This window comes from Larkinella harenae, from assembly GCF_054780515.1.
On the sequence record NZ_BAAGWE010000009.1, the window covers coordinates 36,950 to 60,070 of the forward strand.

A 23,121-nucleotide genomic window follows, 5' to 3' on the forward strand; every position below is an offset into this window, starting at 1 on the left:
TTCAAACGCCACCCTACTAAACGGTTGCCCGTATCGCCCACGGCTGCTGAAAACCTTTCATGCAGGCCGTTAAATGCGGCTGGCGACGCTACTCAGTATCGACTACCGGTAAATAAATACTAAACGTTGCGCCCTGCATGGGTTGACTTCGTGCCAAAATAGTGCCTCCGTGATTAGCGACAACTTTTTCGCAAATAGCCAGGCCGATGCCCGTGCCGGGGTAGTTACTACGGGTGTGCAGTCGCTGGAAGACTTCGAAGATGCGGGTAGCGTATTTTTCTTCAAACCCAATTCCGTTGTCGGATACCTCTATACGATGGTATACCGTTGCCGTCCGAACCGGCTTGATGGATACGGGTAACTCCTCGCCTGAAAGGATTTGGGCAGAAACTTCAATGATCGGTTTGACGTCCTGCCGGCGAAACTTCAGCGCATTACTGAGTAAATTCTGGAACAGTTGCTGCAAATGCACGATGTTTCCAGGCACGGTTGGCAAGGCACCCACCAGCACTTCGGCACCGGTTTCCTGAATGGTTAACTCCAGATCAGTCACCACCTGCTGAACCACGGCATTCAACGAGACCGCCTGATGCGTATCATTCTGGGTTGAAAGCCGTGAAAACGTAAGCAAATCCCGGATCAGGGCCGACATGCGGCCCGCTGCGGAATGCATCCGCTCCAGGTAATCGGCCCCCTCTCCCAACTGGTCCGCGAATTGAGTTTGCAGCAAAGTACTGAACGAAAGAATTTTGCGCAGGGGTTCCTGCAAGTCGTGACTGGCCACGTAGGCAAACTGTTGCAGACTTTGGTTAGAACGCAGCAGCAACCGGTTGGATTCGGCCATATCGTCATTCATCGCTGCTAACTCTTCGTTCATGGCGGCCAGCTCTTCGTTGGTCGTTTGCAATTGCTGGGCCAGCAACCGCTGCTGCTCATAGCTGTTTCGCAACGCTTTTTCGGCTTCTTTGCGCTCGGTCAGATCGCGGGTCACCTTGGAAAAGCCAATGAGTACCTGCGCGCTGTTGTAGACCGCCGTGATGACAATACTGGCCCAAAACGAACTGCCGTCTTTCCGCAGCCGCCAGCCTTCTTCCTCGTATTTACCGGATTGCCGCGCTACTTTCAATTCGTAAGCAGGCTTGCCATTCAGAATGTCTTCCTCAGGATAAAATATGGAAAAATATTTTCCGATGATCTCCTCTTCACTATAACCATTGATGCGGTTGGCCCCTTCGTTCCAACTCACAATTCGGCCCTTTTCATCTAACATGAAAATGCCGTAATCGGTCACCTGCTCAACCAGCGAACGAAATAGCTCTTCTCTCCGGCGAATCGCTTCTTCCATTGATTTTCGTTCGGTCAAATCCCGGGTTACTTTCGAAAAGCCAACTAATTCATTCTGGGTATTGAACAAGGCTGTGATAACCACGTTCGCCCAGAAAATAGAGCCGTCCTTTTTGATTCGCCAGCCTTCTTCCTCGTATTTTCCCGTTGCCAGGGCAATCTCCAACTCCCGTTGAGGCTTCTGGTCATCCAGGTCCCGCTGCGTATAGAAAATAGAGAAATGCTGGCCAATAATCTCGTCACTCACGTAGCCTTTAATGCGTTTGGCTCCTTCATTCCAGGTCTGAATATGCCCGGTCGTATCGAGCATAAAAATGGCATAATCCCGAACACCTTCCACCATCAGTCGGTAGCGTTCTTCACTTTTCCGGAGCTCAAGCCGCTGTTCCTTTTTTTGGGTAACATCCCGAATCAGACAAGTATACCCCGTAAGGGTATGGTTTTCATCGTAAGCCGGTGCCAGGGTCATTTCCGCCCAAAACAGTGTACCGTCTTTTTTTACTTTCCATCCCTCCACCACCAGCTTTCCCTGCTTGCGAGCCTGGGTCAGTTCATAATCCATTTTAATGTCATCGTTGCGCTGAGGATAAAGCATGGCCAGCGAAAGATGAAAAAACTCGCCCCTTGAATACCCCATAAGCGATGAGGCCGCCGGGTTAGCATCATTGACCTGACCATTGACGTCTAAGATCAACAGGGCTTCACTGATATTTTGAAGGAGTAAATAGTAGTTGTTCTGCATGATAAAAGCAGATGCTTTCGGGTTACGGGGATTAATAGTGCCCAAAACTTAAAACTCAAATCTGTTTCGGTGCAAGAACGAATCCATAATTCTTTTGTACGGCATCCTTCCTGCCCGTAGATGACCTACACCTAATTCACTGGGGCTTAAGCGTATGAGGACTTAACAAATTTCTACCGGCTTGGTTCAAAAAATGACCGTGTTGGCCAGGACGAAAACGGACGAATTCTCTCCTCACTTCACCCTCAGAAAACCGCTCAGCAGCTTGTCAATCGGATGGGTTGCGCGACAAGGTCCTAGGTTTGTAAAAAGCTGTGAACGGTTTTTCAACCCTGCTAAAAGAAATATATGGTTTGGAAAGACGATTATCGCTTTGGGTAGTTAGACTTTTCAGGTAATCAACTTTGTTCAAATCACACACGCATGGATAGCATCAATCAACAACAGCCGGAAGAAAACCACCAGGATTTGACCGGCTCCGAAGCAGGCCTGAAAATTAAGGAGTTGGTGGACAAAAGCAGCACTTGCTTTTTCTGTACCCAACTTACCACCGGTGAGCCGCTGCGCACGCGTCCCATGTCGGTGCAAAAAGTGGAAGAAAGTGGCGTGTTCTGGTTTTTGAGCGCGAACGACAGTCATAAAAATGCCGAAATAGCCCGGGACAGTCGGGTACACTTGCTCTTTCAGGGCTCGGAGCATTCCGGTTTTTTGAGTGTATACGGCGAAGCCAGCATTTCTACGGACCGGGCGCTCATTGAAGAATTGTGGGAACCGTTGTTAAAAACCTGGTTTACAGAAGGCATCGATGATCCTCGGATTACGGTGATCAAAGTGGTCACTCAACAAGGGTACTACTGGGATAACAAACACGGCAATGTGGTCGCCTTTCTGAAAATGGCAACCGGTGCTGTGCTCGGAAAAACACTGGATGATTCAATCGAGGGCAACTTGACCGTTTAGCTTTCAACCCACTGTGGGCCAGGTATTTGAATACGGAATAGAGCCAGGTGTAGGCGTATAAGTCGAACCTGACTCATTCTTCGTGGATTTCTCAATCACCCACTGAATAGATTTGTGAAGGATGTCCGGTCTTTTCGGATGCCGTGAAACGGCGAATCAGCGTAGTTTACCCGTTGCCCGAAACAAATTCTTAAACGTTTCGCGATGATAAAACGCCCCTTCATGAGCGCGAAAATCGCAGTAATCGACACCGCCACCACTCATTCGTAATAGGAATCGATTGCTTCAAACTGCTGCAATTGGACCGTAGTCTGTTGTTTTAGTTGGTTGAATCTAATCAGAACACGTTTTAGGAGGAGATGTTGGGATTGGTAATGCGTAATCCAGCGCTTCCTCAGATTCGTATCCTTGAATTGCGCTTCTGCGCTTTTCAGCATGGTCTCATTTTTTAGCAGAAACTCTTCCAGCCGTTGGGTGTAGCCATCCAGCAAGTCAATCTGTTTTCTTAACGAAGCAAGATGTAGGTCGTTCTCCATAAAAAAGACGATAACTGAATAATAACCTGACTTGTTCTGAAAAGTTAGAGCATATGGATAGAAAACGTCAAAAAGGCCATTCAGGGGGAAATCCGTTTAAAAATGGCTAACAAAGTGCAGTCATTCGTTCGCTCAATAAGTAGTTATGATCACCTCGGGACGCATTGCCAAAGGATCTGGCCTTCCGGTTTGTCACGTCCTTCACAAGCCCCCCGTTAAGAACGATTCAACTTGCGAAACTGACGAATCAGGATGATTGCATCTTTAATCATGGAAGGCGGAAACCGTTTGGAACGATGATGCCTCAATTGAAATCCTTTTGAGACGACCCATTCCAATTCCTGAAGCTGAGCTTTGATCGATTCTGGAGACATGGGGTAAAGTATTATTCGTTCGGTGGATTAGCAAAATTTAGCACACCCAATGGATCGAATGGCCAAAGCCAACGGTATAAAGAAAGAAGAACAACCGATAGAAGTATTACCTCAAATTACCAGCCAAATCTTGCCAGTGACCTGAATAGTAAGCGAATGGTCCTGTTGGTATCCGGGTGACGCAATGAGTCAGCAGATTCGAAAACCGTTCTTTTAAACCCTTCTGGATTTACCAGGGTCATTACTCAAACCGCGAAACACCATGAGGATTTTACTGAGTTTACTACTAATCGGCGCTTTTGGCAGCTGTAAGAAAGAAATAGACCCAGCATGTATTGAAAAACCGTTACATACACCGGTTTTATGCACATTTGAGTTGAATCCGGTTTGTGGTTGTAATGGAAAAACCTATGATAACCCCTGCATTGCGAAAGCATATGGTATCAATACCTACACTTCTGGTGAGTGCCGCACTAAATAAGGTGCTGGAGTCAGTCAGAAAGCTCCCTATCGAGATTCTTGTGGAGGAATAACGTGGACGGTGGCGGCCAGTGCATAGATGAGTGAATACAGAACGATATCGGCCTTTAGCATGGTACAAAGACCTCTTCATGGTTCTGCGTATTTTAACTGATCAATTTGTTTCCGAAAGTAAGTCGGGGCTTACTTCCCGAATAGGAGAGCAAAGCGAATTCCGAGCGACAGCGATTTGAAATTTTCGGCGTAGCTATTGGTAACGGTAGTTGGTCGGGAGGGAGAATACGTCTCCTGCCCGTTGTGCTGTATGTTGTAATTGAAACCGGCTGTTACTAGCGCATTTCGATTGATAAAATAAGCAATTCCCGCCGTCGGTGTCAGGTTACCAACGTAGCTTTTGGTGATGCTTTCCGGGTCAATCCCTCCCAAATTTGTCCATTTGGTGTAGCTCCGGCTATAGGTGTAGCCAATTCCGAAGTAAGGCTTGAGCCTCCTATTTCCCACATAATACTGGATACTCGGCCCAATTCCGATGCTCCGATTGTAAAAGCTTGGACCGTAGTTGACATTTTGGGTGTTAACATCAAAGGGAAGTACGGCGGCAACCAGCAAATTGTTAGCGATGAAATAGCCAGCTGATGGCGTCAGGTTGACCGAGAAATAATGGCCCGAATTATTCTTGTATATCCGATAGGAGAATTCGCCCACCTGAGCCCCCACTAGCCAGCGGCCTTTTTCGGTCTGGGCGAAAGCTGATCCTCCCAGTGCAACAGCCAATAAAAAGGTAAATCCGATCCTTTTCATAGGCCACGAACGAAACTTACAAAAGATATCCATATGATTAACAAATTTGTACAACCGACTACGCGCAGCGTTTATTTATTTACCAAGCAATAAACTCCTCAATCTCTACTAAATATCTTGAATTTTCCGGTAACGCGTCCTATTGGCTAGGCCCATCCTATGAACAGGAGGTTTTAGTAATGGAACGACTAAACAGACCGTCGTTTCGGTGCTTACACGCCAATTGTACCTCTTAGGAACCGTTACTTTTCCCCGTCTCCCTATTGTGCGAAAGAAATAAAGAGACTTAGCTGCAAGGCTGGGCTTTTCCGTACCTTTACCGCATGAAAAGAAGAAAGAAATAAAGCCCGTAACGCCCGAAGAACTGAACGAGCAGGTTCGACAAATCAATGAAATTTTCCCGCCTGAGAAAAAATGATCATCATGGCAAAGTCAAGCTGGGGAGAAACCGTACCGCTCAGCGCCCATGAAGCGGTAAAACAGATGGATAAAACGGGATTCATCAATACCAATGCGCTTTTTGATATTTTGAATGAAGGGCTTCGTTCGTTCAATTCTACTGTTGAATAATCATTTTGATTCCCGTTGCAATAACGTGTACGCGTTTCGTAACTCCCCCGTTTTGCTAGCAAGCCTTCCTATTCCATCCGCTTTTTCATGCTGCGAAGCCGTATTGCCAGCGAAACCCGGAAAATGCCAGCAAAGAAGATGGCCATTCCGGTCCAAATGACAATATTAAATACGCCAAATGCGGGGTTGGTAATCATCATAATGGCAAAAATGACCAGTCCGGCTCCCAACAACAATATCCAGCCCCAATTGGGGGTACCATAAGCCCGCAGATTCAATGATAGCCCCATTGAGAAGACTCCACGCAACAGCAACACAACCCCTAAAAGTATCGGCAGCACGGCCATGGTAACAGAAGGATTCATGAGTAAGTACATGCCAAATGCCAGATCAATGATGCCTCCAACGAGCATCCAGCCCCACCCCTTAACCGATTGGCGGTAGTTGACCGCCGAAGCCACTTCGGAAAGCCCGGATACGGTAAGCATAAGACTAAACAGTACACTTAAGGTTGCATACGAAGCCACAGGAGTAAACACAATCCATAGGCTGAATGCAATTAAAAGTAAACCGATTAGCAAAGGAATCCACCAGTACTTGACTGCCTTTTGAAGCGGATCTTCAACCTTATTTTCCATCGTATTTTATGCTCTTAGTTTCTACATAAACCCCCATTCAGTGGTAATGTTGCAAGGCGCTGAATCCAACTAGTGCCTTAAAGTCGACTCCAGCGACGGAATTTCGGGGTGCTTAGATTGTCGTATACCTACCTTCGCGTGTTGCCACCCAGTGCTCAACGGCCACCCTTCAGCTTTCCTGTCAAACGGCAGCTGTCTGTCGTTCCCGCATGCAAAAATAAAGGCGGGTTGAATCACCACTTACTTTTGCTGGCTCATCAGAATCTTTACGGAATCGGAACGCAGAATAAACCGCTGACCTTCCTTCCGAATGCGGTAGGCGGTTTGGTCAATCAAGAGCGTATCTTTGTTCAGCGACCAGGTAAATGGATTGTCTTTCGACACCATACCCATTGAAACATGGCTGGTGCCTTTCCCATCCTCGCTAAATACATAGATGGCTTTGGAGCTTTGCAGGGTAGCCAGCTGGGTGGAATCGAACCCCCGAGTCGAGTCAACATTATACGTGACCTGAAATTGTTGATTGATTAAATCAAGGTCACGAACACCGCTCGTACAACTACTTTGTAAAAAGAGAAGAATTACCCATAGGCTACCGAATGAAAGACTCTTTTTCATGGCTTGATTTGTTATAATATCCCAGACCAGCACCTACCTGTTCATTCAAACTCCCCCGTACTCGGGTTACGCTCTCCGATCAAGCCACTGGCTTTACAATTCGTAAAATACTCTTTCGCTGAACGAACGGTGGAAGCGATAAGACTACGGTTGGTGCCGAAAGTGAGAAAACGGGAGGTTATCATCCTATCCTGTAATCGTACCATTAACAAAAAGGCCGGGGAGATGGATTAACTTGTAGCCTTCTCAAGCGATAAAGCAGACCTACTGACAAATCGAGGGCTACCCACCACTCAAGGTTTCTTTTGAAGCAGCAAACTCCTTGACGAATAGACGACTTTGGGTAAAGATAAAAACAAAAAGCCTGTACCCCTGTAGGGGTACAGGCCAAACAGACGGGAGCCATTTTAGCGGATTTCGATCCGACGGGGCGCTTTTAGTTTAGCATCCTCTTTTTTGGGAATTGCCAAATGTAAAACCCCGTTTTCGTACCGGGCTTCGATCCGGTCTTCATCAACCACATCCTTAGGCAGCATAAAGCTGCGTTGGAAAGATTGGTAGCTAAATTCCCGATGGGTATAACCCCCTTCCTGTTTTTCCTCCCGGTTTTCTTTGATGGAGGAAATGGTTAGCTGGTTACCATTGAGTTCAACCTTGAAATCCTGCTTCTCCATGCCGGGAGCGGCCATTTCTACCTCGAACGCATCGGCGGTTTCTTTAATATTGACCGACGGTAGGCTGGTTTGAGTGGACGAAAAATTCCGACTGTTCCAGTTAAAAAGATCCCGGCCAAAAAAGTCATCGAAGAGCGCCGGAAATGCCGTGGGCAATGCCCCATTTCTTTTGATGAGTGACATGATTAACCTAACTTTTTAAATGTTAAACAAGAATTTACTGAAGGGAAAACCCCGAGATTACCCTTCAAAAACCGTCCTTACAAACCCTATGCCAAACCAATCATGGCAGCAATCCGCAGGCCATGCCTGTCATTTTTTCATACTCTTTCACCGGGGTTAACACTGAAATTTTGTCAGTTTGCAGGCAGAGCGCGCACCTGGCAACCCGGGAATAGTAATACAGCTTTTGATGTACCGGAAAATAGTTGTAGAGAAGGAATAAGACGCCTTTACAATCAGGGGCGGTGCTCAGCGGGTTTCAATCAACCCGCGTTAAGGAATGGCTTTTAGCTTATTTTCACAAAGCACTAGTAACCGTTTTTGCAGGCATGGGGTGTACTCAAGCAACCGTAGTTTCACACAGCTCACCTCGTCCATTCAACCCAATTGGGTCAGGAGTCAAAAGGGAAAGTAGACGGTACTTTCCTCGCAATTGAAAAGATCCGTTTAAAGTACACTGGAGCTTTCGTCCGTCAAAGAGGATTGTCCGCTTTCCGCCTGAGCGCTCAACAAAGCTTCCAGTTCAGCCAGGCGGTCTAACACATGCATTGGTACCAGGGCTGCAAACGGTTTGGCATTCTTTTCACTTTTAACAATGGTATACGCCTGACCGGTATAATAGACCCGATTGAGGTACTCTGTCGATTCTTTCCGTAATTGCTGTGCGGTAATTGTCGTTGTATTTTCCACTTGTTGGACTATCGTTAATGGTCTGATTAGCTAAAATACAACCCGATTCTCTATTTCCAAATAAAACAAGTAGGGCAAAGGTGGTTACTGGTTGGCTTTAATCTTCTTTCAATAAGGTGGTAAGAGCTACTTGTACGCTAATTTTGACAATGCTTAATTGGTCCGACAAGTAAAAGTTATCGGACTCAATCGATTTTAAGAGAAATGCACGCTACATTTAGGTTTTAGTAATGGTGGCGCTTTTCGGAGCCGTATACTTGACGAAAATACCTTGGACTTAACAAATGCCCATGAGCGAAATAGTGGACTTATCGAACGAATCCCTGCCTGTCGTTCCGGATTCTGAGCTCAACGCCCGGCGGGAGCAATACATCCGGCGCGGTCTGGAAGGAGCCCAAAATACGGTGAGGGGGTATGCTTCCGATCTGCGCCATTACCGCAACTGGTGCCAGCAACACAACTTGGTAGATCTGCCCGCTACGTCTCAGGTCCTTACCCAATACCTGACAGCCGTGGGCCCCGAGCTCAAATGGGCCACACTGGGACGACGCCTGGCGGCTATTCGCAAATGGCATCAACTCATGGGGCAGCCCGCCGATTTCGAAGATGCCAGCTTGAAAGCCCTGCTAAAGGGAATTCAACGGGAACACGCCCAACCCCAGCACCAGGCCCCAGCTTTTGAGCTAGAGACGATTAAGAATCGATTACGCGCCGTCGAAACCGAAAGCCAGGGAGTGCCCTTGTTTACCGCCTTGCGGGACAAAGTCCTGCTGCTGGTCGGGTTTGCGGGTGCTTTTCGTCGTTCCGAGCTGGTAGCCCTGGACACGAATCAAGTTCAATTCGATGCAGACGGGGCCATGATTACCCAAACACGCAGCAAGACGAATCAACTGGGTCAGCGGGAAACGAAGGTATTCTTCTACAGTCCGGAACGCGCGCTGTGCCCGGTACGAATGCTTCAGGAGTGGATACGGGTTCGGGAACTGGAAACAGGTACGACCGATGGTCCCCTTTTCGTACGAATTCGGAAAGGTAATCAGGTAACCACCGAGCGGCTGAGTGACAAGGCCGTAGACCGAATTACCAAACAGTATCTGGGCGAGGAGTTTTCAGCCCACTCACTCAGGGCCTCATTTGTCACGATTTCCAAACTGAACGGGGCGGTCGATTCAGAAATCATGCAGCAGACCGGCCACAAGACCACGGAAATGATTCGGCGTTACACCCGGGTACAGAACGCCCGCCAGCATAATGCAGGCCGAAAACTTAACCTATAAGCTACTACTTTAGTGTTGTTTGGCCTTTATGGGGAGACCTACACGCCCATTGCCCGTTGTGCAGTGGTAACTCGATAAAACCTATTGTTTGTTGGTTTTCCTAAAGTTAGCCGGCGATATTCCGGCGGTTTTGCTAAACAGCCTGATAAAATATTTGTGATCTTCATACCCCAGCTGGAAAGCAATTTCTTTCACACTTTTAGCGGTATAAAACAGTAGTCGTTGTGCTTCACGGATTATTTCGTGCTGAATAAAATAGGTCGAAGGAAAACCCGTCACCGACTTCACCGTATCGTTCAGGTAGCTGACGGTCAGGTTCATCTTGGATGCATAATCAGCCGGTTTTTTAGAGGTAAAAAAATGTTCTTTCACCAGTTGCTGAAACGTCTTGGCGATTTCAATGCTTCGCAGCGAATACTCCTGAATACGTTTCGTTTCTTGCAACTGAAACAGACTCACAGCTTTGTAGAAGAACGCATTGACCAAGGTTTGCAGTAGCTGGGGATAAAAGGATTCCGGCCTTTTTTCGTGCAGGGTAGACTGCATTAACCGGAAAACTCCGGTAATCCATTCCTGTTCGGAACATTCCAACTGGAGCAACGCAACTTTCGCCAACGATTGCTCAATCACCATTCGGGCATTTATATCAATGAATCTTGCATCGAACACCAGGATCCACCCCGCCACGTCCCTGGCATAACCCGTCTGGTGAACTTGCCCCGGACAAGATACTAAAAGAGAAGAAGCCTGAATCTCCAGGTTCTGAAAATCTACGCTAAAGTTTAGAACCCCTTCCTCGAGTAAAAAGCAAAAATAATGATCATGACGGTGTGGGATAAGGGCCCTTTCTTCACCCAGTTCGAGGGCGGTTGGGTCCGATAGGTGAAAAATTTCTACGCCGGTCAAACTTTCGGCAATAGAATAAATCTGAATTTTTTCTTTCGCCATCCTTTCATTTTTATGACCAAAATCCATGGGAATAAATTCTGGCGTGTACGTCCTGCATCGCTTTCAGCTTTCTTCGTAAACCCGTTACCATGGGGATATTTCCCGCAATATACACCGACGAATAAGCACTTAAATCTTTTGACGCATACCATTGGGCTAATTGAGTAAGGCTATCACCTTGTGGCTTTATGATGAATTCAAATTCGGGATTGTTCTTAAGCAAAGCGGTGGGCAATTGGTAATTGTCATGCAGCGCAACCGCTGCTTCCAACGGGTAGTTTGTCCGATCTGTCAATTGCTTCAATCCTAAAAAATGGCCCAGGGCACTTCCGTCACCCAGGCACAATATTTTACCCACCTGCGTGGGCAGCGGGGCTGCGTGGGCTACGCCCAGAAAAATTTCATCGCCCGTATGGAGTTGCTGAACCCAACGGCTTCCGGCTCCCTGATGCCCCGCTTCAATATAAAGCGTACACACCTGTCGGTTGGCATTCCACAAGGCCGGGGTATAATCCCGATAGGCAAAGGCATCGACCTTGCATTTGAAACGTTTGATCGAATTCCATTTTTCCATATTAACCGTGGGTAGGTACACATCGACTTCGTAAAGAGTAGCCGGTTGCCAGGCCCGAACATCCGTTACCTGGGCCGGAGTCAACATCATCTCCAGCAGACCGGCTGCTGCTTTTTTCAAGATATTTGCCATGATCTGTTTTACTTTTCGGCAAAACTAGCAACGGAGGATATGGGATTCGTCCTACAAATGGCGGGAGGAGGTGGACAAAAAGCATATTAAGGCAAAAATGAAGCCGATTTAGATTTGTGGCTTTTCAAGCGTAAACCTTCACGACGGACAGATCGGTCGTCGATTGTCAATTCGCCATCTTGCATCAATGGCCTGCTGCCTATCTACCCAGAATTGTATAAGAAGAATTTTTTATTATAATTGCGTAGGCTCCCTCTTGTGTCTGATTATGCTAATGGCTGCTCAGCTTAAGAAGGGGTTGGTGTTAGCTTCCCTCCATTTAATCCACCTAATAATGGAGTCTCGGAATAATCTAACTCCCCTGGAAAACCCATTGTTTTAGACTTTAGCGTGGTTAGTTACCTACCTATTTAATGAATTCACCCACTCATCAGCCTGTTAATTCGCATCATCCTTCGTTACCCAAAGTTCTTACGGGTATTGGCGGCTTTGATGAAATCACCAATGGTGGCCTACCGAAAGGGCGACCAACGCTCCTCTGCGGAGGACCAGGTTGCGGAAAAACCCTATTTTCCCTGGAGTTTGTTGTCCGCGGTGCCCTGGAGTTTAATGAGCCCGGCGTATTTGTCGCTTTTGAGGAGAAGGCCGATGAATTAGCCGCCAATGTAGCCTCGCTAGGCTTCGATTTGAACCAACTTCAAACCGACCAATTGCTCAAGATCGATCACGTTCATATTGATCGGAATGAGATTGAAGAAACCGGTGAGTATGACCTCGATGGTTTGTTCATCCGGTTAGGATACGCCATCGATAGCATTGGAGCCAAACGCGTGGTGCTTGACACCATTGAAAACTTGTTTTCCAGTTTGGCCAATCAGGCCATTATTCGCAGCGAACTCCGCCGGTTATTTGGTTGGTTAAAAGAAAAAGGAGTAACGGCCATTATTACCGGGGAACAGGGAACCGGTACGCTAACCCGGGATGGACTGGAGGAGTACGTTTCCGACTGTGTCATTCTCCTTCAGCATCGGGTTGTCGACCAGATATCGACCCGGCTGCTGCGGATCGTTAAGTACCGGGGGTCCGTACATGGCACCAACGAGTACCCGTATTTAATTGACAAAGACGGAATTTCGGTATTGCCCATCACCTCCCTCACGCTGGATCATCCCGTTTCACTCGACCACGTTTCATCGGGCATTCCGGCCCTGGATAAAATGCTGGACGGCAAGGGATTCTACAAAGGGAGTAGCATTCTGGTGTCGGGAACGGCCGGAACAGGGAAGACCAGTATGGCGGCCAGCTTTGTTCATGCGGCCTGTCGGCGGGGTGAGCGAGTACTTTACTTTGCCTTCGAAGAATCGCCCCAGCAAATATGCCGCAACATGCGTTCGATTGGTATGGATTTGGAGGCCCACACGAAAAAAGGATTGTTGGAATTCCAGGCCTCCCGGCCAACACTTAATGGGCTGGAAATGCACCTGGTAACCATCCATAAGCTCGTCAAAGCGTTCAAACCCGCCGTTGTTGTGCTGGACCCGATTACCAACTTGGTAACTGTTGGAACCTTACGGGAAGTTCGAGCGATGCTCATCCGGCTCATTGATTTCTTGCAGGCCGAGCAGATTACCGTACTCTTTACAGCCCTCTCCCTCAATACCATTGTTGACCAACAAACCGACGAGGGTGTTTCCTCTCTGGTAGATGCCTGGTTATTGGTGCGTGACATTGAATCGAATGGGGAGCGAAACCGCGGTTTGTATGTGATGAAATCACGGGGCATGAAGCACTCCAATCAGGTTCGGGAATTTGTCATTACCGACACAGGGGTGGATTTGATCGATGTCTACCTGGGTGCAGAGGGCGTACTGACCGGGTCTGCCCGCGAAGCCCAGCAACTGCAGGAAGCAACCGGAGTTGCCCTACGGGATCATGCCGTAACCCGCAAAGACCGGGAAATTGAACGCAAACGCCTGGTCCTGGAATCAAAAATTGCCAGCCTCAAAGAAGAATTCGAATCGGTACAGGAGGAATTGAACCGTACCTTTGTCGAAGAAGAACTACGAAAAGAGATTATCGAACAAAATCGGGATCAAATGATCCGGAATCGTCATAACGACGAATAAGCACCGGTTATTTACCCATTTTAAGAATGGAAAATCAAGAAAACGTCTGGGAGCTGCGACTCTATGTAGCTGGCAAGACGACTAAATCCGTAACGGCGCTTGCGAATCTGAAGCGCTATTGTGAAGAACATTTAGCGGGCAACTATGTTATTGAAGTAATTGATTTGTTAGTAAATCCCCAACTGGCGGCTGGCGATCAGATTCTGGCCGTTCCAACCTTGGTGAAAAAAGTACCTGAACCCATCCGCAAGATCATTGGAGATTTGTCAAATGAAGAAAAAGTCTTGGTGGGTTTAGACATTCGCTCGGCGAAAAAATAAGATGAGTCAGCCAGCCGATTGGGAAGGTGTCGATGAACCGAAGGAGCAGGAGTTCTTTCACTTTCGCTTGTACGTAACGGGCGCTTCAACGCATTCGGTTCGGGCGATTGCCAACATCAAACACATCTGCGAAACCCACCTACCGGGCCGTTATTCGTTGAACATTATTGATGTGCATCAGCAGAAGCAGCTTTCCGAGGCAGCGCAACTGATCGCCCTTCCTTTGCTCATCAAAGAAACGCCCTGGCCCGAGCGCCGATTCATCGGCGACCTCTCGGACACAGACAAGGTATTGAAAGGTTTAGGCATTGTTAGCTGATGATTCCCCCAAAAACGTTCGACCAGGTTTCTGCCGAAAACGAGCAGTTACGCATTCAGTTAGAGGAAGCTTTAGAAACCATTCAGGCCATTCGCCTGGGGCAGGTAGACGCTATTGTGGTGGAAGGCCAGCAAGGACATGAACTTTACACCCTCAAAACGGCTGATCAAACCTACCGGGTATTTATTGAAACCATGCACGAAGGTGCCGTAACGTTGAATGAGCAGGGGCTTATTTTATACAGCAACGCTACCTTTGCCGGGATGGTTGAAAAGCCCCTGTCAAGTGTCATCGGGACGGCATTCAAGCCATACATCAGCCCCAATTGTCAGTCCGCGTACGAGGACTTTATCCAGGAAAGCTGGCAAAATGCCAGCAAGCGCGAACTGACGCTTTATCAACGCCAGAATGACCTGGTATGCCTGGTTTCCGCTACCCCGTTGGTATTGGATGAAGGAAAATGTTTGAGTTTAATACTGACCGATTTAACTGTACAGAAGCAAACGCAGGCGCAACTGAAAAGTGCGAATGAAGCGCTGGCGTCGGCCAATAAGGCCTTGTACCGGTCAAACGAAAGCCTGGAACAGTTTGCTTACGTAGCCTCCCACGACTTACAGGAACCGCTGCGGAAAATTCAACAGTTTGGCGACCTATTGAAAAGTCAGTATGCAAGTCAGTTACAAGATGGGGTAACCTACTTGGAACGAATGCAGTCAGCCGCCAGCCGCATGTCGACGTTGATTCGTGCCTTACTGACCTATTCCCGTATTTCGATCCTGCAAAAAAGTAAAACAGTAGTCTCCCTGAATCAGGTGGTGGATACGGTGCTCTCTGATTTAGAACTCGTGATCACTGAGGCAAAAGCCGTCATTGACGTGGATGCATTACCCTCCCTACCGGGCGATGCCCTGCAACTGGGCCAACTGTTCCAGAACCTGCTGAGCAATGCGTTGAAGTTTGGGCAAGCCGACCAACCACCCCATATTCAGATCCAGTATCAGGCCCTGGCGGCCGGTGATTTGCCCCTGGGTCTCCAGCCCAGCCAGCCCGCAGACCGGTATCACCAAATTGCCGTTAAGGACAATGGAGTAGGTTTTGATGAAAAGTACCTCGACCGCATCTTTCAGGTCTTTCAGCGGCTACACGGCAAGAACGAGTACGTAGGCACGGGCATTGGCCTTGCCATCTGCCAGAAAGTAGTGGACAATCACGGTGGAGCAATCACCGCTGTAAGCCAACCGGGACAGGGCGCTACCTTCTTCATTTATTTGCCGGTTTGACAGCATCCAGGCTTAACATAACATCAGTAATTTCAAGCCTCGTACCCCGAGTGCCTACCAATCGCTTTCCTCCGGTACGGTTTCCGACCTTGTCGAGGCAACCGAAGCGGACTGACTTCGATTGCGGTCCAGTCGCCTGAATAATCCGCTTCTCAATCTCAACCATCCCCACAGACAACCCTCTGTGGCAACGTCTCAGATAGTCCAAAGACCTCTTTGGACTATCTGAGAACAAATGAGGTACCAGAGCAGGGACAACCTACCGGCAGGTATAGCTATAATCCATCACCCGGTAATAAGGAGTGCTAGCGCTCATTTCCAGAAAGTATTTCCGTTTGACCCGACCCTGCTCGTCATACAGGTAGTTGTACTTGTAGACGCTTACGATCGGATCGGACGATGTGCCATAATTCTTCACGGTTAATTGAATCGGCAGGTTTTTGCTCGCTTTGCCTTCCTGGGGCGCAATGTTTGGCAAATTGGGCCGGGTAAAGTCGTATTCGTACTCATAGACCATCTTTGACCCAGTAGCTTTTACGATGGCTTCCTCGTTGATTATATTACCATCCGCAACCGTATAGATTTGAACAAGTCCATCCGTTTCCTTTCTTATCAAGTATCCTTCCGCATTGTACGTATAGTAGGTGGGAACCTGGGTATTGGTGGTAACATCCGCTAACAGTCCCTGTTCATTCAAAGCCAAATCGGAGTAACCTCCCTTCATCAATCCAGGCTGGTAGGAATAGTTTAGAGTCGTTGGTGTGAAGTTGCCAGTAGGGTCAAAAACATACTGACTTAACCGGCCTTGCTCATCATACGTGTACTTCTCGGTGAACCGGGTTCCAATCTGAACGGATTTGCCGTCCAATTCAGCGGTTTCACTCAAAGGCTGGAAATACGGGATCTCGGAACGGGCCGATTTATCAATAACCGTAAACGTCAGCAGCTGGCAGGCCGACGGCCCAGGCTGATGATCCTGAACCGTGCAGGCATCGAACAAAATCACGACACTAAACGGAAGCAGCAGCGTAAAGAAAAGTCGCTTCATAAAAATCAGGTGATTTAGGGTGAATTTTTAGTAGAGACATGCTTTTGGGTTAAAAGGTTGGATTGCCCCCAAAGGTCATTGACCAAGCGGTACAGCTAACGCTTAAAAAACTGAAAAACAAGCCCTTTTAGAGTAACTTAGGTGCTGGTTTAATTTATCATACGGGTTTCCGTTGCATTGACTTTACCCCGAGCCGACGGAACGAATTGGAACCCCGGAAAACCGCTCGTTTGCCTTTATCCCTAAAACCTGGATTGCAATGCGCCAAAAAAAGAATAGCAGTTGGTTAATCGGATTAATGATCCTGTCAGTTGGATGTAGCAATGCGGGATTTGCCCAACGGCCAGCCGCCACTCCACCCAATGTTGTCATCATCATGGCTGACGACCTCGACAGTCGCCAGTTGAGTTGCTACGGGGGAAAGAACCTTCGAACCACCCACATCGACGCCTTGGCCGATCAGGGTATTAAATTCAACCACATTTATGCGTCCGAAGCCATGTGTGTGCCCACGCGGGCGTCGTTGTTCACGGGCCTGTACCCAGTCCGGCATGGTTCGTTCCAGAATCACAAACCCGTTTACCCACACCTGAAAAGCATTGGCCATTACCTGGCCGCTCTGGGTTACCGGGTTGGATTGACGGGCAAAGACCACAGTACCAAACCCCAAACCGTATTCCCCTTCGACAAGGTAAGCGGTTTTGAACCCAACTGCGTGGCGGCAACCGATTCGTACACACTGGATGGCGTCAAGGAATACATCACCCGGGACGACAAACCGTATTGTCTCTTCGTGATGAGCATCAATCCGCATACACCCTGGACCGTCGGCGATACCACCGAGTTTAATCCGGATCAACTGATGTTGCCTTCTTATTGCGTCGACACCAAATTGACGCGCCGGCAATTTGTCAAATACTTGGCCGAAATCCGGCGGCTTGACAACCAGGTGGGCGATATTACCCGCCTATTGAAAGAAACCGGGCAGGAAAAAAACACCATCGTTATCTTTCTCGGCGAGCAGGGTGCCCAGTTTCCCGGGGCCAAATGGAATCTGTGGGATGTGGGACAGAAAAGCTCCATGCTGGTGAAATGGCCCGGAACCGTCAAACCCCGAACCGAAACCGATGCGCTGGTTCAATACGAAGACATCACCCCGACGCTCATTGAGCTGGCGGGTGGAAAGCCGATAGCCGGTTTGGACGGCCGCAGCTTCCTGCCGGTCTTGCGCGGAAAAAGGCAGCAGGCCCGCTCGTATGCGTACGGCATTCACAACAACATTCCGGAGGGAAATCCGTATCCCATCCGCAGCATCCGTGATACGCGTTATAAATTAATTCTGAACCTGACGCCCAACGAGGAATACTACAATCGGTTTATGATGAATCCCCAACGGAAAGATGGTAATTCTGTGTGGTTTTCCTGGGTCGATCAGGCCACTAGCGATCCGAAAGCCAAGCGCATTACCGACCGGTTTGTGAAACGACCCGCCGTTGAGTTCTACGACACCCAGACCGATCCCGGAGAGTTTACCAACCTGGCGGCAAATCCGGCATTCCAAAACAGGATTCAGCACTACCGACAGAAATTAGAAGCCTGGATGAACGAGCAAGGCGATGCAGGAGCCGCCCTGGACATCACTTACACTCGAAAACCGGAGTGACTATTGGCGTCCTGGCCCGTCCGTTCGAAGGTTAAAATCCAGTCCAGGTAAAGTGAGGCAGATTGGTTAAATAAATCTGAAAACCAGGACCAGCGATCAGGGGTTAAGCATCCATGATGCCTATACACACCTTAGCGGCAACCATTGACAACATTGTCCAGGCCGGCCATTCGCCTTCTGAAACATTATCGCTGGTGGTTCAATGCGTCGGGACGGCCCTGAATGCCGACCGATGCTTCCTGTACGTCAGGCAGCCCGATCAGGAGCGGGGACGAACCGCCTTTTGCTGGCGTAAAAATGAGAAAATCTCCGACAAAAACACGATACAGCCCAACTGGCAACCCGATACCACCACATTACCCGCTGAAGACCCGCTGATTCGTGCCGCGTTGGCCATGAAGCCATCCGTGTATGTGGATGATGTTGAAACCGCAGGCCCTGAGGTGCTCAATCGACAGTTCGAGCGGGAAACCTTCGGTCACCGGGCCCTGATTCATGCCCACATTCACCAGGATAACCAACTCTGGGGAATTTTGCAGCCCTGCCTGTTTGGGCGCCCCCGACACTGGACTGACGAAGAAAAAACGCAGATTGAGACCCTACTGCCGCTCCTACAGCCCGTTATAGCTGCTTTTGTCGCGTCTGCTCACTAATTTACCACTTTCTATAACCTATTTCCAACGGTTTTCGTGGTACCAGAATCCCTCCCGAAAAAATAGCAATCCCAATGAGCGCACGAATAGCCGTAATACTTCTTTTGCTTCTGTCAGCTTGCCGCTCGGATCGTGTTCCTCCCAGAGAAGTAAAAGCTGTTTTAAGAGGGTTCCAGGATGACACGTACAATCCTTGTGCGGGTTGGCGCTTTGAAGTTGGCTCAGAATTTTTCCCGGCTGATGAGGTCCCCGAGCAATTTCGACGGCAAAAAGATGTCAACGTATGGCTTCGTTACGAAAAAGATACCGTTTCATTTCGAGCAAAGCTTTTCACACATTGTCATTTTATAAAGGTTGTATCACTCCGGAAACGGTAATACCCCGTTTACGGTTTTTTAGGGCGTTTACCGGTCCCTGAAGGCAGCTTCTGGGGAGTCGTAGTAGGACCTGCAATGGTGATCGTTCCGTTTTTCACCTGCATCCGATCAATAAATACAACCCGTTCATCGCCGGTTTGAGCGGTTCGACCGTGGTAGACGCAGAACATCTCTTTGCCATCCGGTGAGTAAGCGATGCTGTTGTGTCCAGTGCCCGTTACCGAGCCGCCCTTATCAACATTCTGCTGCAAGATCGGATTGTTAGCGGCTTTTTTAAACGGACCCAACGGGGACGAGGAGGTAGCGTACCCAATGGCATAATAACGACCGCCAAAATGATTCGCTGAATACATGATGTAATAGGTGTTGTCCTTTTTAAACGTAACCGACCCCTCCGTCCAGCGACGGTTTACTTCGCGGGCCGTTACCGACCGGCTCTCCCATTCGGCCTGCTTATCGCTGAGCCGAACTGGGGGGCGTAAGATTAAAACGGGCTGCCCAATTACACCGGTGAAATCCGGTTTCAGTTCTACGCCGTATACCCAGCTTTCTTCAATTTCCTTGAACCAGCCTTTCTGGCGCGCTAAATCGGCCACTTCACTTTTCACCGGATGTTTGTAGCAGGCCCGCGAGTAATACAAATAAGCTTTGCCGTTGGTATCAAAAAAGACATTGGCATCAATGATGGGATAGCCCGGATCAAAAACGGGTTGGTTCGCCAGATCAACAAAAGGACCCGTCGGCTTGTCAGCGACGGCCACCCCAATGCGAAAATTTTCTACTTCGCGGGTCGGATTGACCTTCCACTGGGCACTGTAAAACAGGTAATACTTTCCCTTCACTTCATACACTTCCGGTGCCCAATAGGCCCCGCCCCAACTGGCTTTGGGGTCACTCCAGCCATTTTTATTGTCATGAAAATAAACCTGGCCTTCTGGCTTCCAGTTTACCAGATCGGTGGAGGAGTAGGTACTAAATCCCTTGTTAGCGCCACCGCCCGTTCCGTATAAGTAATAAGTGCCCTTGGTATATAAAATGTACGGATCTCCAAGCTGTACCGGCAAGGGATTCGAAAAAGTGGTCTTATTGGATGGCACGCTTCGGGTGGTCTGTGCAACGGCAGGGGCCAAAAACAGCAAAGAGCCAACTAAAATCTGCAACAGGAATCGTTTCATAGCGGATAGCGAATCATGTAAAAAAGACAGGCATTTGCCTGACTGGTTAAAGAGACTTCTCATGAAAGAACGAAGGGACAGCGGTCTACCGTTTTTCGGCTTTCTACGGAATAACCCTTGGTAGCCAACAGTGGTTGCTTTTGCCGTAAAAGGTTAGCTAATTTCCCCTACTTGTAAGCCCATTTTTCTCCCGGCAGACAAAGATTTTAGCGATGTTTCCCAAAAGTACCAGGAGTTGACTCATTTGTGACAGGCTTTGCCCGCCAAACAGCCGACCTTTGACTCAATCAAACAGGAAGACAACTCTAAACAACATACGCCATGAAAGCCTTCGTCAATACCCTGATCCTCGCTTTTGCTATTACCGCTGCCAGCTTCAACCCAGCCAACGCCAATCCCAACCATCCCAAGAAAGCGGCCGCTTTCCAGACCGGCATTTACACTACTACCCAAGGCAAGTTGCAGGTTGCCATTCAGAAAGAGACCACCAGCCCGATCCTGGTGCAGCTGCGCAATGCAAAAGGCGAAGAAGTCTTTAGCCAACGAATGGCAAAACGCCAACAGGCGGTTCGCTTCCGGATGGATGTCAGCCACCTGCCCGACGGAGTCTACCAGGTGGTGGTCAGCAATGGTGTAGAAACGACCACCAAAGAAGTGACGCTGGCTACTCAGCAGCCGGTGGCCACTCCCCGCCTGGTTGCTATTCACTAATTCGAACTTACCTTCCCCTCTGGAACAGTAACAACAAACTTGATGATTCTCCGCCAAACGGCTTACCCTAGGGTGAGCCGTTTTGGTGTTTGGAACAGCAGGGTCATGAAGGGTATTGACCCTAAGTATTATTTTTATTTTACAGCCGAAGCTATATTCTGACTTCGGCTAAAAACCGTAATTTTCGGTTTTCCAGCCCTACCAACATGGAAACCTCTTTTACAATCATTGGAATCGGACCCGCGGGTGTGCAGGTATTGGACCATTTGACCGATCGGGGTCTGCCCGACTTAACGGCCGTCGCCTGTCTGAGCGATCTGAATTCACTCCAGGCCTCGCGTATTCGGGAGAAAATTCTGCTTCCCCTGAACGCTTCCGATACCCACTGGACAGAGTCACTTTCTCCATTGGTTAAAACCGCCAAGCTCGTTTTTGTGATCGCCCAAGTCCATGACGAAGCGACGTTACAAACCGTTCTGGCCACCGCCCGCTTTTTGCAAGCGGTAGACCAACCCTGTATTGGGGTTCTGGCGCTTTCTCAGGCCATTGACTCCACCTTGTCAGCCCCGATTTCTTCCCTGGCCGATATTTGCCAGGGCCTGCTGGTTTTTGAAGCTCCGAAAAGAAGCCATGAGTACCTGCTTTCTCAGCTCACGGTGGCGCTGGAAGGTATACTGGATATTTGCACCCAAACCCTGGGTTCTGTAGACTATTATGATGTACGACACGTCTTACGGGGCCGGGGCCGTGCCGCTGTTGTTCGGCAGCAAGCCGCTGGAACCAACCGCAGTGAAGAACTTTTGTCCAAAGTGCTGGATCAGCTCACGGTGGAAAATTTTGACGCATCGCGGGTGAATCGGGTCTTGCTTCAACTAAGTAGCAGCCCCGAGTATCCAACCTTAATGCGGGAACAGGTGACCATTACCAAAGGGTTCACCGCTCTATTTACCGCCCCGGCAAACGTATTTAAAGTCGGCTACGCAACTGACCCTTCGCTGAACAGCACTCTTCAATTGACCTTGTTGCTTTGGGCACCCCTGGAATAACTTTCTCCACATTCACCTTCGATGGAAACGCAATTCATCGGATTGCCCGGAAAATAAACGAAAAAGCGCAACCCGTCCGATTCGTGTAGGATGACCGTTAAGATCGCCAGAAAGCGTTTATGAAATTGCTATCGAGAGAACACAAAAAAGCCCGGTAAATACCGGGCTTAGCGTTCAGGCCGCCGATCGGACCGGTTGAGGTGGTTGCAACCGCCGAACATGGTCTTCTTTCAATACAATCACATCCCGTTGCGGCTTCCCACTGTTGATAGAGTCCACCAAAGCATCGAGCAGGCGGTTCGCCCATTCAGGAATGTATTTGCCCTCCACCTCAATAAACACTTTAGGAAAGGAATACAACCCACGGCCCAAACCAAAATGAACAGCCGCCCGTTTCATGGAATCAGATATACCTCCTTTGAGCGGTTCCACGGCCGTACGGCCTGCCCCATCGGTTTTACTGACCTTTTCGCCAGTTGGTAATGTCACGGTAATACTACACAGAAAACCGCCATCAATTTCTCTGACCTCATTGCTCCAGTTGGCCCAGCCAAATTGCTCATCAAAGCGCTCCATCACACAACGATTGGTGATGTAGGGAACCACAATCAACTTGGCGGGTTTGCCATTTTTGGCTTCAATTTGCTGCTGCACGCGCCATTCAATCTCCTCGGCCCGCAGCGGGGCAGTTAGTTTGGTAATGTCCATAGTAGGTTGTTTCCTATTCAACAAAAAATAGGGCAAAATCGATCTCTCATAGCAGGATAAGGTGGATTTTATGCAAAAAAAATAGCCGGACGGTCTTGTCCGGCTATTCGAAGTG

The 23,121-nt window shown here is 48.7% G+C and carries 25 protein-coding genes; 12 read left to right on the forward strand and 13 right to left on the reverse strand.

The genetic code is table 11. The annotated features are described in order from the left end of the window. Nucleotides 1-88 precede the first annotated feature (88 nt). On the reverse strand, nucleotides 89-2,086 hold the full coding sequence (locus tag ACYVH9_RS26940; RefSeq protein ID WP_460639538.1) for a sensor histidine kinase: 1,998 nt from the start codon (nucleotides 2,084-2,086) through the stop codon (nucleotides 89-91). Between the two features lie 423 nt (nucleotides 2,087-2,509). On the opposite strand from ACYVH9_RS26940, the gene ACYVH9_RS26945 reads away from it, so the two are divergent. Continuing rightward, on the forward strand, nucleotides 2,510-3,046 hold the full coding sequence (locus ACYVH9_RS26945) for a pyridoxamine 5'-phosphate oxidase family protein (RefSeq protein WP_460639539.1): 537 nt from the start codon (nucleotides 2,510-2,512) through the stop codon (nucleotides 3,044-3,046). A gap of 260 nt (nucleotides 3,047-3,306) precedes the next feature. On the opposite strand, the gene ACYVH9_RS26950 is transcribed toward ACYVH9_RS26945, so the two are convergent. Continuing rightward, the gene (locus ACYVH9_RS26950; RefSeq protein WP_460639540.1) at nucleotides 3,307-3,582 is read right to left on the reverse strand and encodes a hypothetical protein; all 276 of its coding nucleotides are present in this window, start codon (nucleotides 3,580-3,582) and stop codon (nucleotides 3,307-3,309) included. Between the two features lie 215 nt (nucleotides 3,583-3,797). Next, nucleotides 3,798-3,956, reverse strand: a complete 159-nt coding sequence (locus ACYVH9_RS26955) for a hypothetical protein (protein WP_460639541.1) — start codon at nucleotides 3,954-3,956, stop codon at nucleotides 3,798-3,800. A gap of 262 nt (nucleotides 3,957-4,218) precedes the next feature. Between ACYVH9_RS26955 and ACYVH9_RS26960 the strand changes: the two genes are divergently transcribed. Beyond that, the gene (locus ACYVH9_RS26960; RefSeq protein ID WP_460639542.1) at nucleotides 4,219-4,437 is read left to right on the forward strand and encodes a Kazal-type serine protease inhibitor domain-containing protein; all 219 of its coding nucleotides are present in this window, start codon (nucleotides 4,219-4,221) and stop codon (nucleotides 4,435-4,437) included. A 182-nt stretch (nucleotides 4,438-4,619) separates the two neighbouring features. On the opposite strand, the gene ACYVH9_RS26965 is transcribed toward ACYVH9_RS26960, so the two are convergent. After that, nucleotides 4,620-5,237 (reverse strand): outer membrane beta-barrel protein, encoded by a 618-nt coding sequence (locus ACYVH9_RS26965; RefSeq protein WP_460639543.1) that lies wholly within the window; start codon nucleotides 5,235-5,237, stop codon nucleotides 4,620-4,622. Nucleotides 5,238-5,660: 423 nt separating this feature from the next. On the opposite strand from ACYVH9_RS26965, the gene ACYVH9_RS26970 reads away from it, so the two are divergent. Next, on the forward strand, nucleotides 5,661-5,807 hold the full coding sequence (locus tag ACYVH9_RS26970; protein WP_460639544.1) for a hypothetical protein: 147 nt from the start codon (nucleotides 5,661-5,663) through the stop codon (nucleotides 5,805-5,807). Between the two features lie 68 nt (nucleotides 5,808-5,875). On the opposite strand, the gene ACYVH9_RS26975 is transcribed toward ACYVH9_RS26970, so the two are convergent. From ACYVH9_RS26975 to ACYVH9_RS26990, 4 genes are all read right to left on the reverse strand, one after another. Beyond that, entirely contained in the window at nucleotides 5,876-6,445 is a 570-nt protein-coding gene (locus ACYVH9_RS26975; protein ID WP_460639545.1) for an HdeD family acid-resistance protein, read from the reverse strand. Nucleotides 6,446-6,685: 240 nt separating this feature from the next. Further along, nucleotides 6,686-7,063 (reverse strand): hypothetical protein, encoded by a 378-nt coding sequence (locus ACYVH9_RS26980; RefSeq protein ID WP_460639546.1) that lies wholly within the window; start codon nucleotides 7,061-7,063, stop codon nucleotides 6,686-6,688. Nucleotides 7,064-7,470: 407 nt separating this feature from the next. Then, on the reverse strand, nucleotides 7,471-7,920 hold the full coding sequence (locus ACYVH9_RS26985; protein ID WP_460639547.1) for an Hsp20/alpha crystallin family protein: 450 nt from the start codon (nucleotides 7,918-7,920) through the stop codon (nucleotides 7,471-7,473). A gap of 486 nt (nucleotides 7,921-8,406) precedes the next feature. Further along, nucleotides 8,407-8,649: a type II toxin-antitoxin system prevent-host-death family antitoxin gene (locus ACYVH9_RS26990; RefSeq protein WP_460639548.1), complete on the reverse strand. Its 243-nt coding sequence runs from the start codon at nucleotides 8,647-8,649 to the stop codon at nucleotides 8,407-8,409. Between the two features lie 290 nt (nucleotides 8,650-8,939). Between ACYVH9_RS26990 and ACYVH9_RS26995 the strand changes: the two genes are divergently transcribed. Then, nucleotides 8,940-9,926: a site-specific integrase gene (locus ACYVH9_RS26995; protein WP_460639549.1), complete on the forward strand. Its 987-nt coding sequence runs from the start codon at nucleotides 8,940-8,942 to the stop codon at nucleotides 9,924-9,926. An 81-nt stretch (nucleotides 9,927-10,007) separates the two neighbouring features. Here the strand turns inward: ACYVH9_RS26995 and ACYVH9_RS27000 are convergent, their stop codons facing one another. Beyond that, entirely contained in the window at nucleotides 10,008-10,874 is an 867-nt protein-coding gene (locus ACYVH9_RS27000) for an AraC family transcriptional regulator (RefSeq protein WP_460639550.1), read from the reverse strand. A 10-nt stretch (nucleotides 10,875-10,884) separates the two neighbouring features. Next, on the reverse strand, nucleotides 10,885-11,580 hold the full coding sequence (locus ACYVH9_RS27005) for an SIP domain-containing protein (RefSeq protein WP_460639551.1): 696 nt from the start codon (nucleotides 11,578-11,580) through the stop codon (nucleotides 10,885-10,887). A 413-nt stretch (nucleotides 11,581-11,993) separates the two neighbouring features. Between ACYVH9_RS27005 and kaiC the strand changes: the two genes are divergently transcribed. From kaiC to ACYVH9_RS27025, 4 genes are read left to right on the forward strand one after another with little or no spacing between them, the layout of a single operon-like run. Next, nucleotides 11,994-13,706 (forward strand): circadian clock protein KaiC, encoded by a 1,713-nt coding sequence (kaiC, locus tag ACYVH9_RS27010; protein WP_460639552.1) that lies wholly within the window; start codon nucleotides 11,994-11,996, stop codon nucleotides 13,704-13,706. A 26-nt stretch (nucleotides 13,707-13,732) separates the two neighbouring features. Further along, the gene (locus ACYVH9_RS27015; RefSeq protein ID WP_460639553.1) at nucleotides 13,733-14,026 is read left to right on the forward strand and encodes a circadian clock KaiB family protein; all 294 of its coding nucleotides are present in this window, start codon (nucleotides 13,733-13,735) and stop codon (nucleotides 14,024-14,026) included. Nucleotide 14,027: 1 nt separating this feature from the next. Further along, nucleotides 14,028-14,345: a circadian clock KaiB family protein gene (locus tag ACYVH9_RS27020; protein ID WP_460639554.1), complete on the forward strand. Its 318-nt coding sequence runs from the start codon at nucleotides 14,028-14,030 to the stop codon at nucleotides 14,343-14,345. Beyond that, on the forward strand, nucleotides 14,345-15,625 hold the full coding sequence (locus tag ACYVH9_RS27025) for a sensor histidine kinase (protein WP_460639555.1): 1,281 nt from the start codon (nucleotides 14,345-14,347) through the stop codon (nucleotides 15,623-15,625). Before ACYVH9_RS27020 ends, ACYVH9_RS27025 begins: the two co-directional genes overlap by 1 nt. A gap of 259 nt (nucleotides 15,626-15,884) precedes the next feature. Here ACYVH9_RS27025 and ACYVH9_RS27030 read toward each other — a convergent pair whose 3' ends face one another. Next, nucleotides 15,885-16,673 carry a hypothetical protein gene (locus ACYVH9_RS27030; protein WP_460639556.1) on the reverse strand — a complete coding sequence of 263 codons (789 nt, stop codon included), beginning with the start codon at nucleotides 16,671-16,673 and terminating at the stop codon, nucleotides 15,885-15,887. Between the two features lie 259 nt (nucleotides 16,674-16,932). Between ACYVH9_RS27030 and ACYVH9_RS27035 the strand changes: the two genes are divergently transcribed. Both ACYVH9_RS27035 and ACYVH9_RS27040 read left to right on the forward strand, forming a co-directional pair. After that, nucleotides 16,933-18,336 (forward strand): sulfatase family protein, encoded by a 1,404-nt coding sequence (locus tag ACYVH9_RS27035; protein WP_460639557.1) that lies wholly within the window; start codon nucleotides 16,933-16,935, stop codon nucleotides 18,334-18,336. 116 nt (nucleotides 18,337-18,452) lie between these two features. Next, nucleotides 18,453-18,989: a GAF domain-containing protein gene (locus ACYVH9_RS27040; protein WP_460639558.1), complete on the forward strand. Its 537-nt coding sequence runs from the start codon at nucleotides 18,453-18,455 to the stop codon at nucleotides 18,987-18,989. 385 nt (nucleotides 18,990-19,374) lie between these two features. Here ACYVH9_RS27040 and ACYVH9_RS27045 read toward each other — a convergent pair whose 3' ends face one another. Further along, the gene (locus ACYVH9_RS27045; RefSeq protein ID WP_460639559.1) at nucleotides 19,375-20,541 is read right to left on the reverse strand and encodes a glycoside hydrolase family 43 protein; all 1,167 of its coding nucleotides are present in this window, start codon (nucleotides 20,539-20,541) and stop codon (nucleotides 19,375-19,377) included. Between the two features lie 321 nt (nucleotides 20,542-20,862). Here ACYVH9_RS27045 and ACYVH9_RS27050 point away from each other — a divergent pair, with 321 nt between their 5' ends. Then, nucleotides 20,863-21,252: a T9SS type A sorting domain-containing protein gene (locus ACYVH9_RS27050; protein WP_460639560.1), complete on the forward strand. Its 390-nt coding sequence runs from the start codon at nucleotides 20,863-20,865 to the stop codon at nucleotides 21,250-21,252. Nucleotides 21,253-21,458: 206 nt separating this feature from the next. Beyond that, nucleotides 21,459-22,298, forward strand: coding sequence for an FtsZ/tubulin family protein (locus ACYVH9_RS27055; protein WP_460639561.1), 840 nt, complete (start codon nucleotides 21,459-21,461; stop codon nucleotides 22,296-22,298). A gap of 174 nt (nucleotides 22,299-22,472) precedes the next feature. Here the strand turns inward: ACYVH9_RS27055 and ACYVH9_RS27060 are convergent, their stop codons facing one another. After that, a complete protein-coding gene (locus ACYVH9_RS27060; protein WP_460639562.1) occupies nucleotides 22,473-23,006 on the reverse strand; it encodes a Rad52/Rad22 family DNA repair protein in 534 nt (177 codons plus the stop codon). Between the last annotated feature and the right edge of the window lie 115 nt (nucleotides 23,007-23,121).

Bases quoted from the DNA above. Each gene is read 5' to 3' on its own strand.
- ACYVH9_RS27015 (WP_460639553.1), top strand. From the start codon at position 13,733: ATGGAAAATCAAGAAAACGTCTGGGAGCTGCGACTCTATGTAGCTGGC.
- ACYVH9_RS26975 (WP_460639545.1), bottom strand. From the start codon at position 6,445: ATGGAAAATAAGGTTGAAGATCCGCTTCAAAAGGCAGTCAAGTACTGG.
- ACYVH9_RS26995 (WP_460639549.1), top strand. From the start codon at position 8,940: ATGAGCGAAATAGTGGACTTATCGAACGAATCCCTGCCTGTCGTTCCG.
- ACYVH9_RS27030 (WP_460639556.1), bottom strand. From the start codon at position 16,673: ATGAAGCGACTTTTCTTTACGCTGCTGCTTCCGTTTAGTGTCGTGATT.
- ACYVH9_RS27000 (WP_460639550.1), bottom strand. From the start codon at position 10,874: ATGGCGAAAGAAAAAATTCAGATTTATTCTATTGCCGAAAGTTTGACC.
- ACYVH9_RS26960 (WP_460639542.1), top strand. From the start codon at position 4,219: ATGAGGATTTTACTGAGTTTACTACTAATCGGCGCTTTTGGCAGCTGT.
- ACYVH9_RS26985 (WP_460639547.1), bottom strand. From the start codon at position 7,920: ATGTCACTCATCAAAAGAAATGGGGCATTGCCCACGGCATTTCCGGCG.
- ACYVH9_RS27060 (WP_460639562.1), bottom strand. From the start codon at position 23,006: ATGGACATTACCAAACTAACTGCCCCGCTGCGGGCCGAGGAGATTGAA.
- ACYVH9_RS27005 (WP_460639551.1), bottom strand. From the start codon at position 11,580: ATGGCAAATATCTTGAAAAAAGCAGCAGCCGGTCTGCTGGAGATGATG.
- ACYVH9_RS27035 (WP_460639557.1), top strand. From the start codon at position 16,933: ATGCGCCAAAAAAAGAATAGCAGTTGGTTAATCGGATTAATGATCCTG.
- ACYVH9_RS27020 (WP_460639554.1), top strand. From the start codon at position 14,028: ATGAGTCAGCCAGCCGATTGGGAAGGTGTCGATGAACCGAAGGAGCAG.
- ACYVH9_RS26945 (WP_460639539.1), top strand. From the start codon at position 2,510: ATGGATAGCATCAATCAACAACAGCCGGAAGAAAACCACCAGGATTTG.
- ACYVH9_RS27050 (WP_460639560.1), top strand. From the start codon at position 20,863: ATGAAAGCCTTCGTCAATACCCTGATCCTCGCTTTTGCTATTACCGCT.
- ACYVH9_RS26955 (WP_460639541.1), bottom strand. From the start codon at position 3,956: ATGTCTCCAGAATCGATCAAAGCTCAGCTTCAGGAATTGGAATGGGTC.
- ACYVH9_RS27025 (WP_460639555.1), top strand. From the start codon at position 14,345: ATGATTCCCCCAAAAACGTTCGACCAGGTTTCTGCCGAAAACGAGCAG.
- ACYVH9_RS26940 (WP_460639538.1), bottom strand. From the start codon at position 2,086: ATGCAGAACAACTACTATTTACTCCTTCAAAATATCAGTGAAGCCCTG.
- kaiC (WP_460639552.1), top strand. From the start codon at position 11,994: ATGAATTCACCCACTCATCAGCCTGTTAATTCGCATCATCCTTCGTTA.
- ACYVH9_RS26980 (WP_460639546.1), bottom strand. From the start codon at position 7,063: ATGAAAAAGAGTCTTTCATTCGGTAGCCTATGGGTAATTCTTCTCTTT.
- ACYVH9_RS26950 (WP_460639540.1), bottom strand. From the start codon at position 3,582: ATGGAGAACGACCTACATCTTGCTTCGTTAAGAAAACAGATTGACTTG.
- ACYVH9_RS27055 (WP_460639561.1), top strand. From the start codon at position 21,459: ATGGAAACCTCTTTTACAATCATTGGAATCGGACCCGCGGGTGTGCAG.
- ACYVH9_RS26965 (WP_460639543.1), bottom strand. From the start codon at position 5,237: ATGAAAAGGATCGGATTTACCTTTTTATTGGCTGTTGCACTGGGAGGA.
- ACYVH9_RS26970 (WP_460639544.1), top strand. From the start codon at position 5,661: ATGGCAAAGTCAAGCTGGGGAGAAACCGTACCGCTCAGCGCCCATGAA.
- ACYVH9_RS27045 (WP_460639559.1), bottom strand. From the start codon at position 20,541: ATGAAACGATTCCTGTTGCAGATTTTAGTTGGCTCTTTGCTGTTTTTG.
- ACYVH9_RS27040 (WP_460639558.1), top strand. From the start codon at position 18,453: ATGCCTATACACACCTTAGCGGCAACCATTGACAACATTGTCCAGGCC.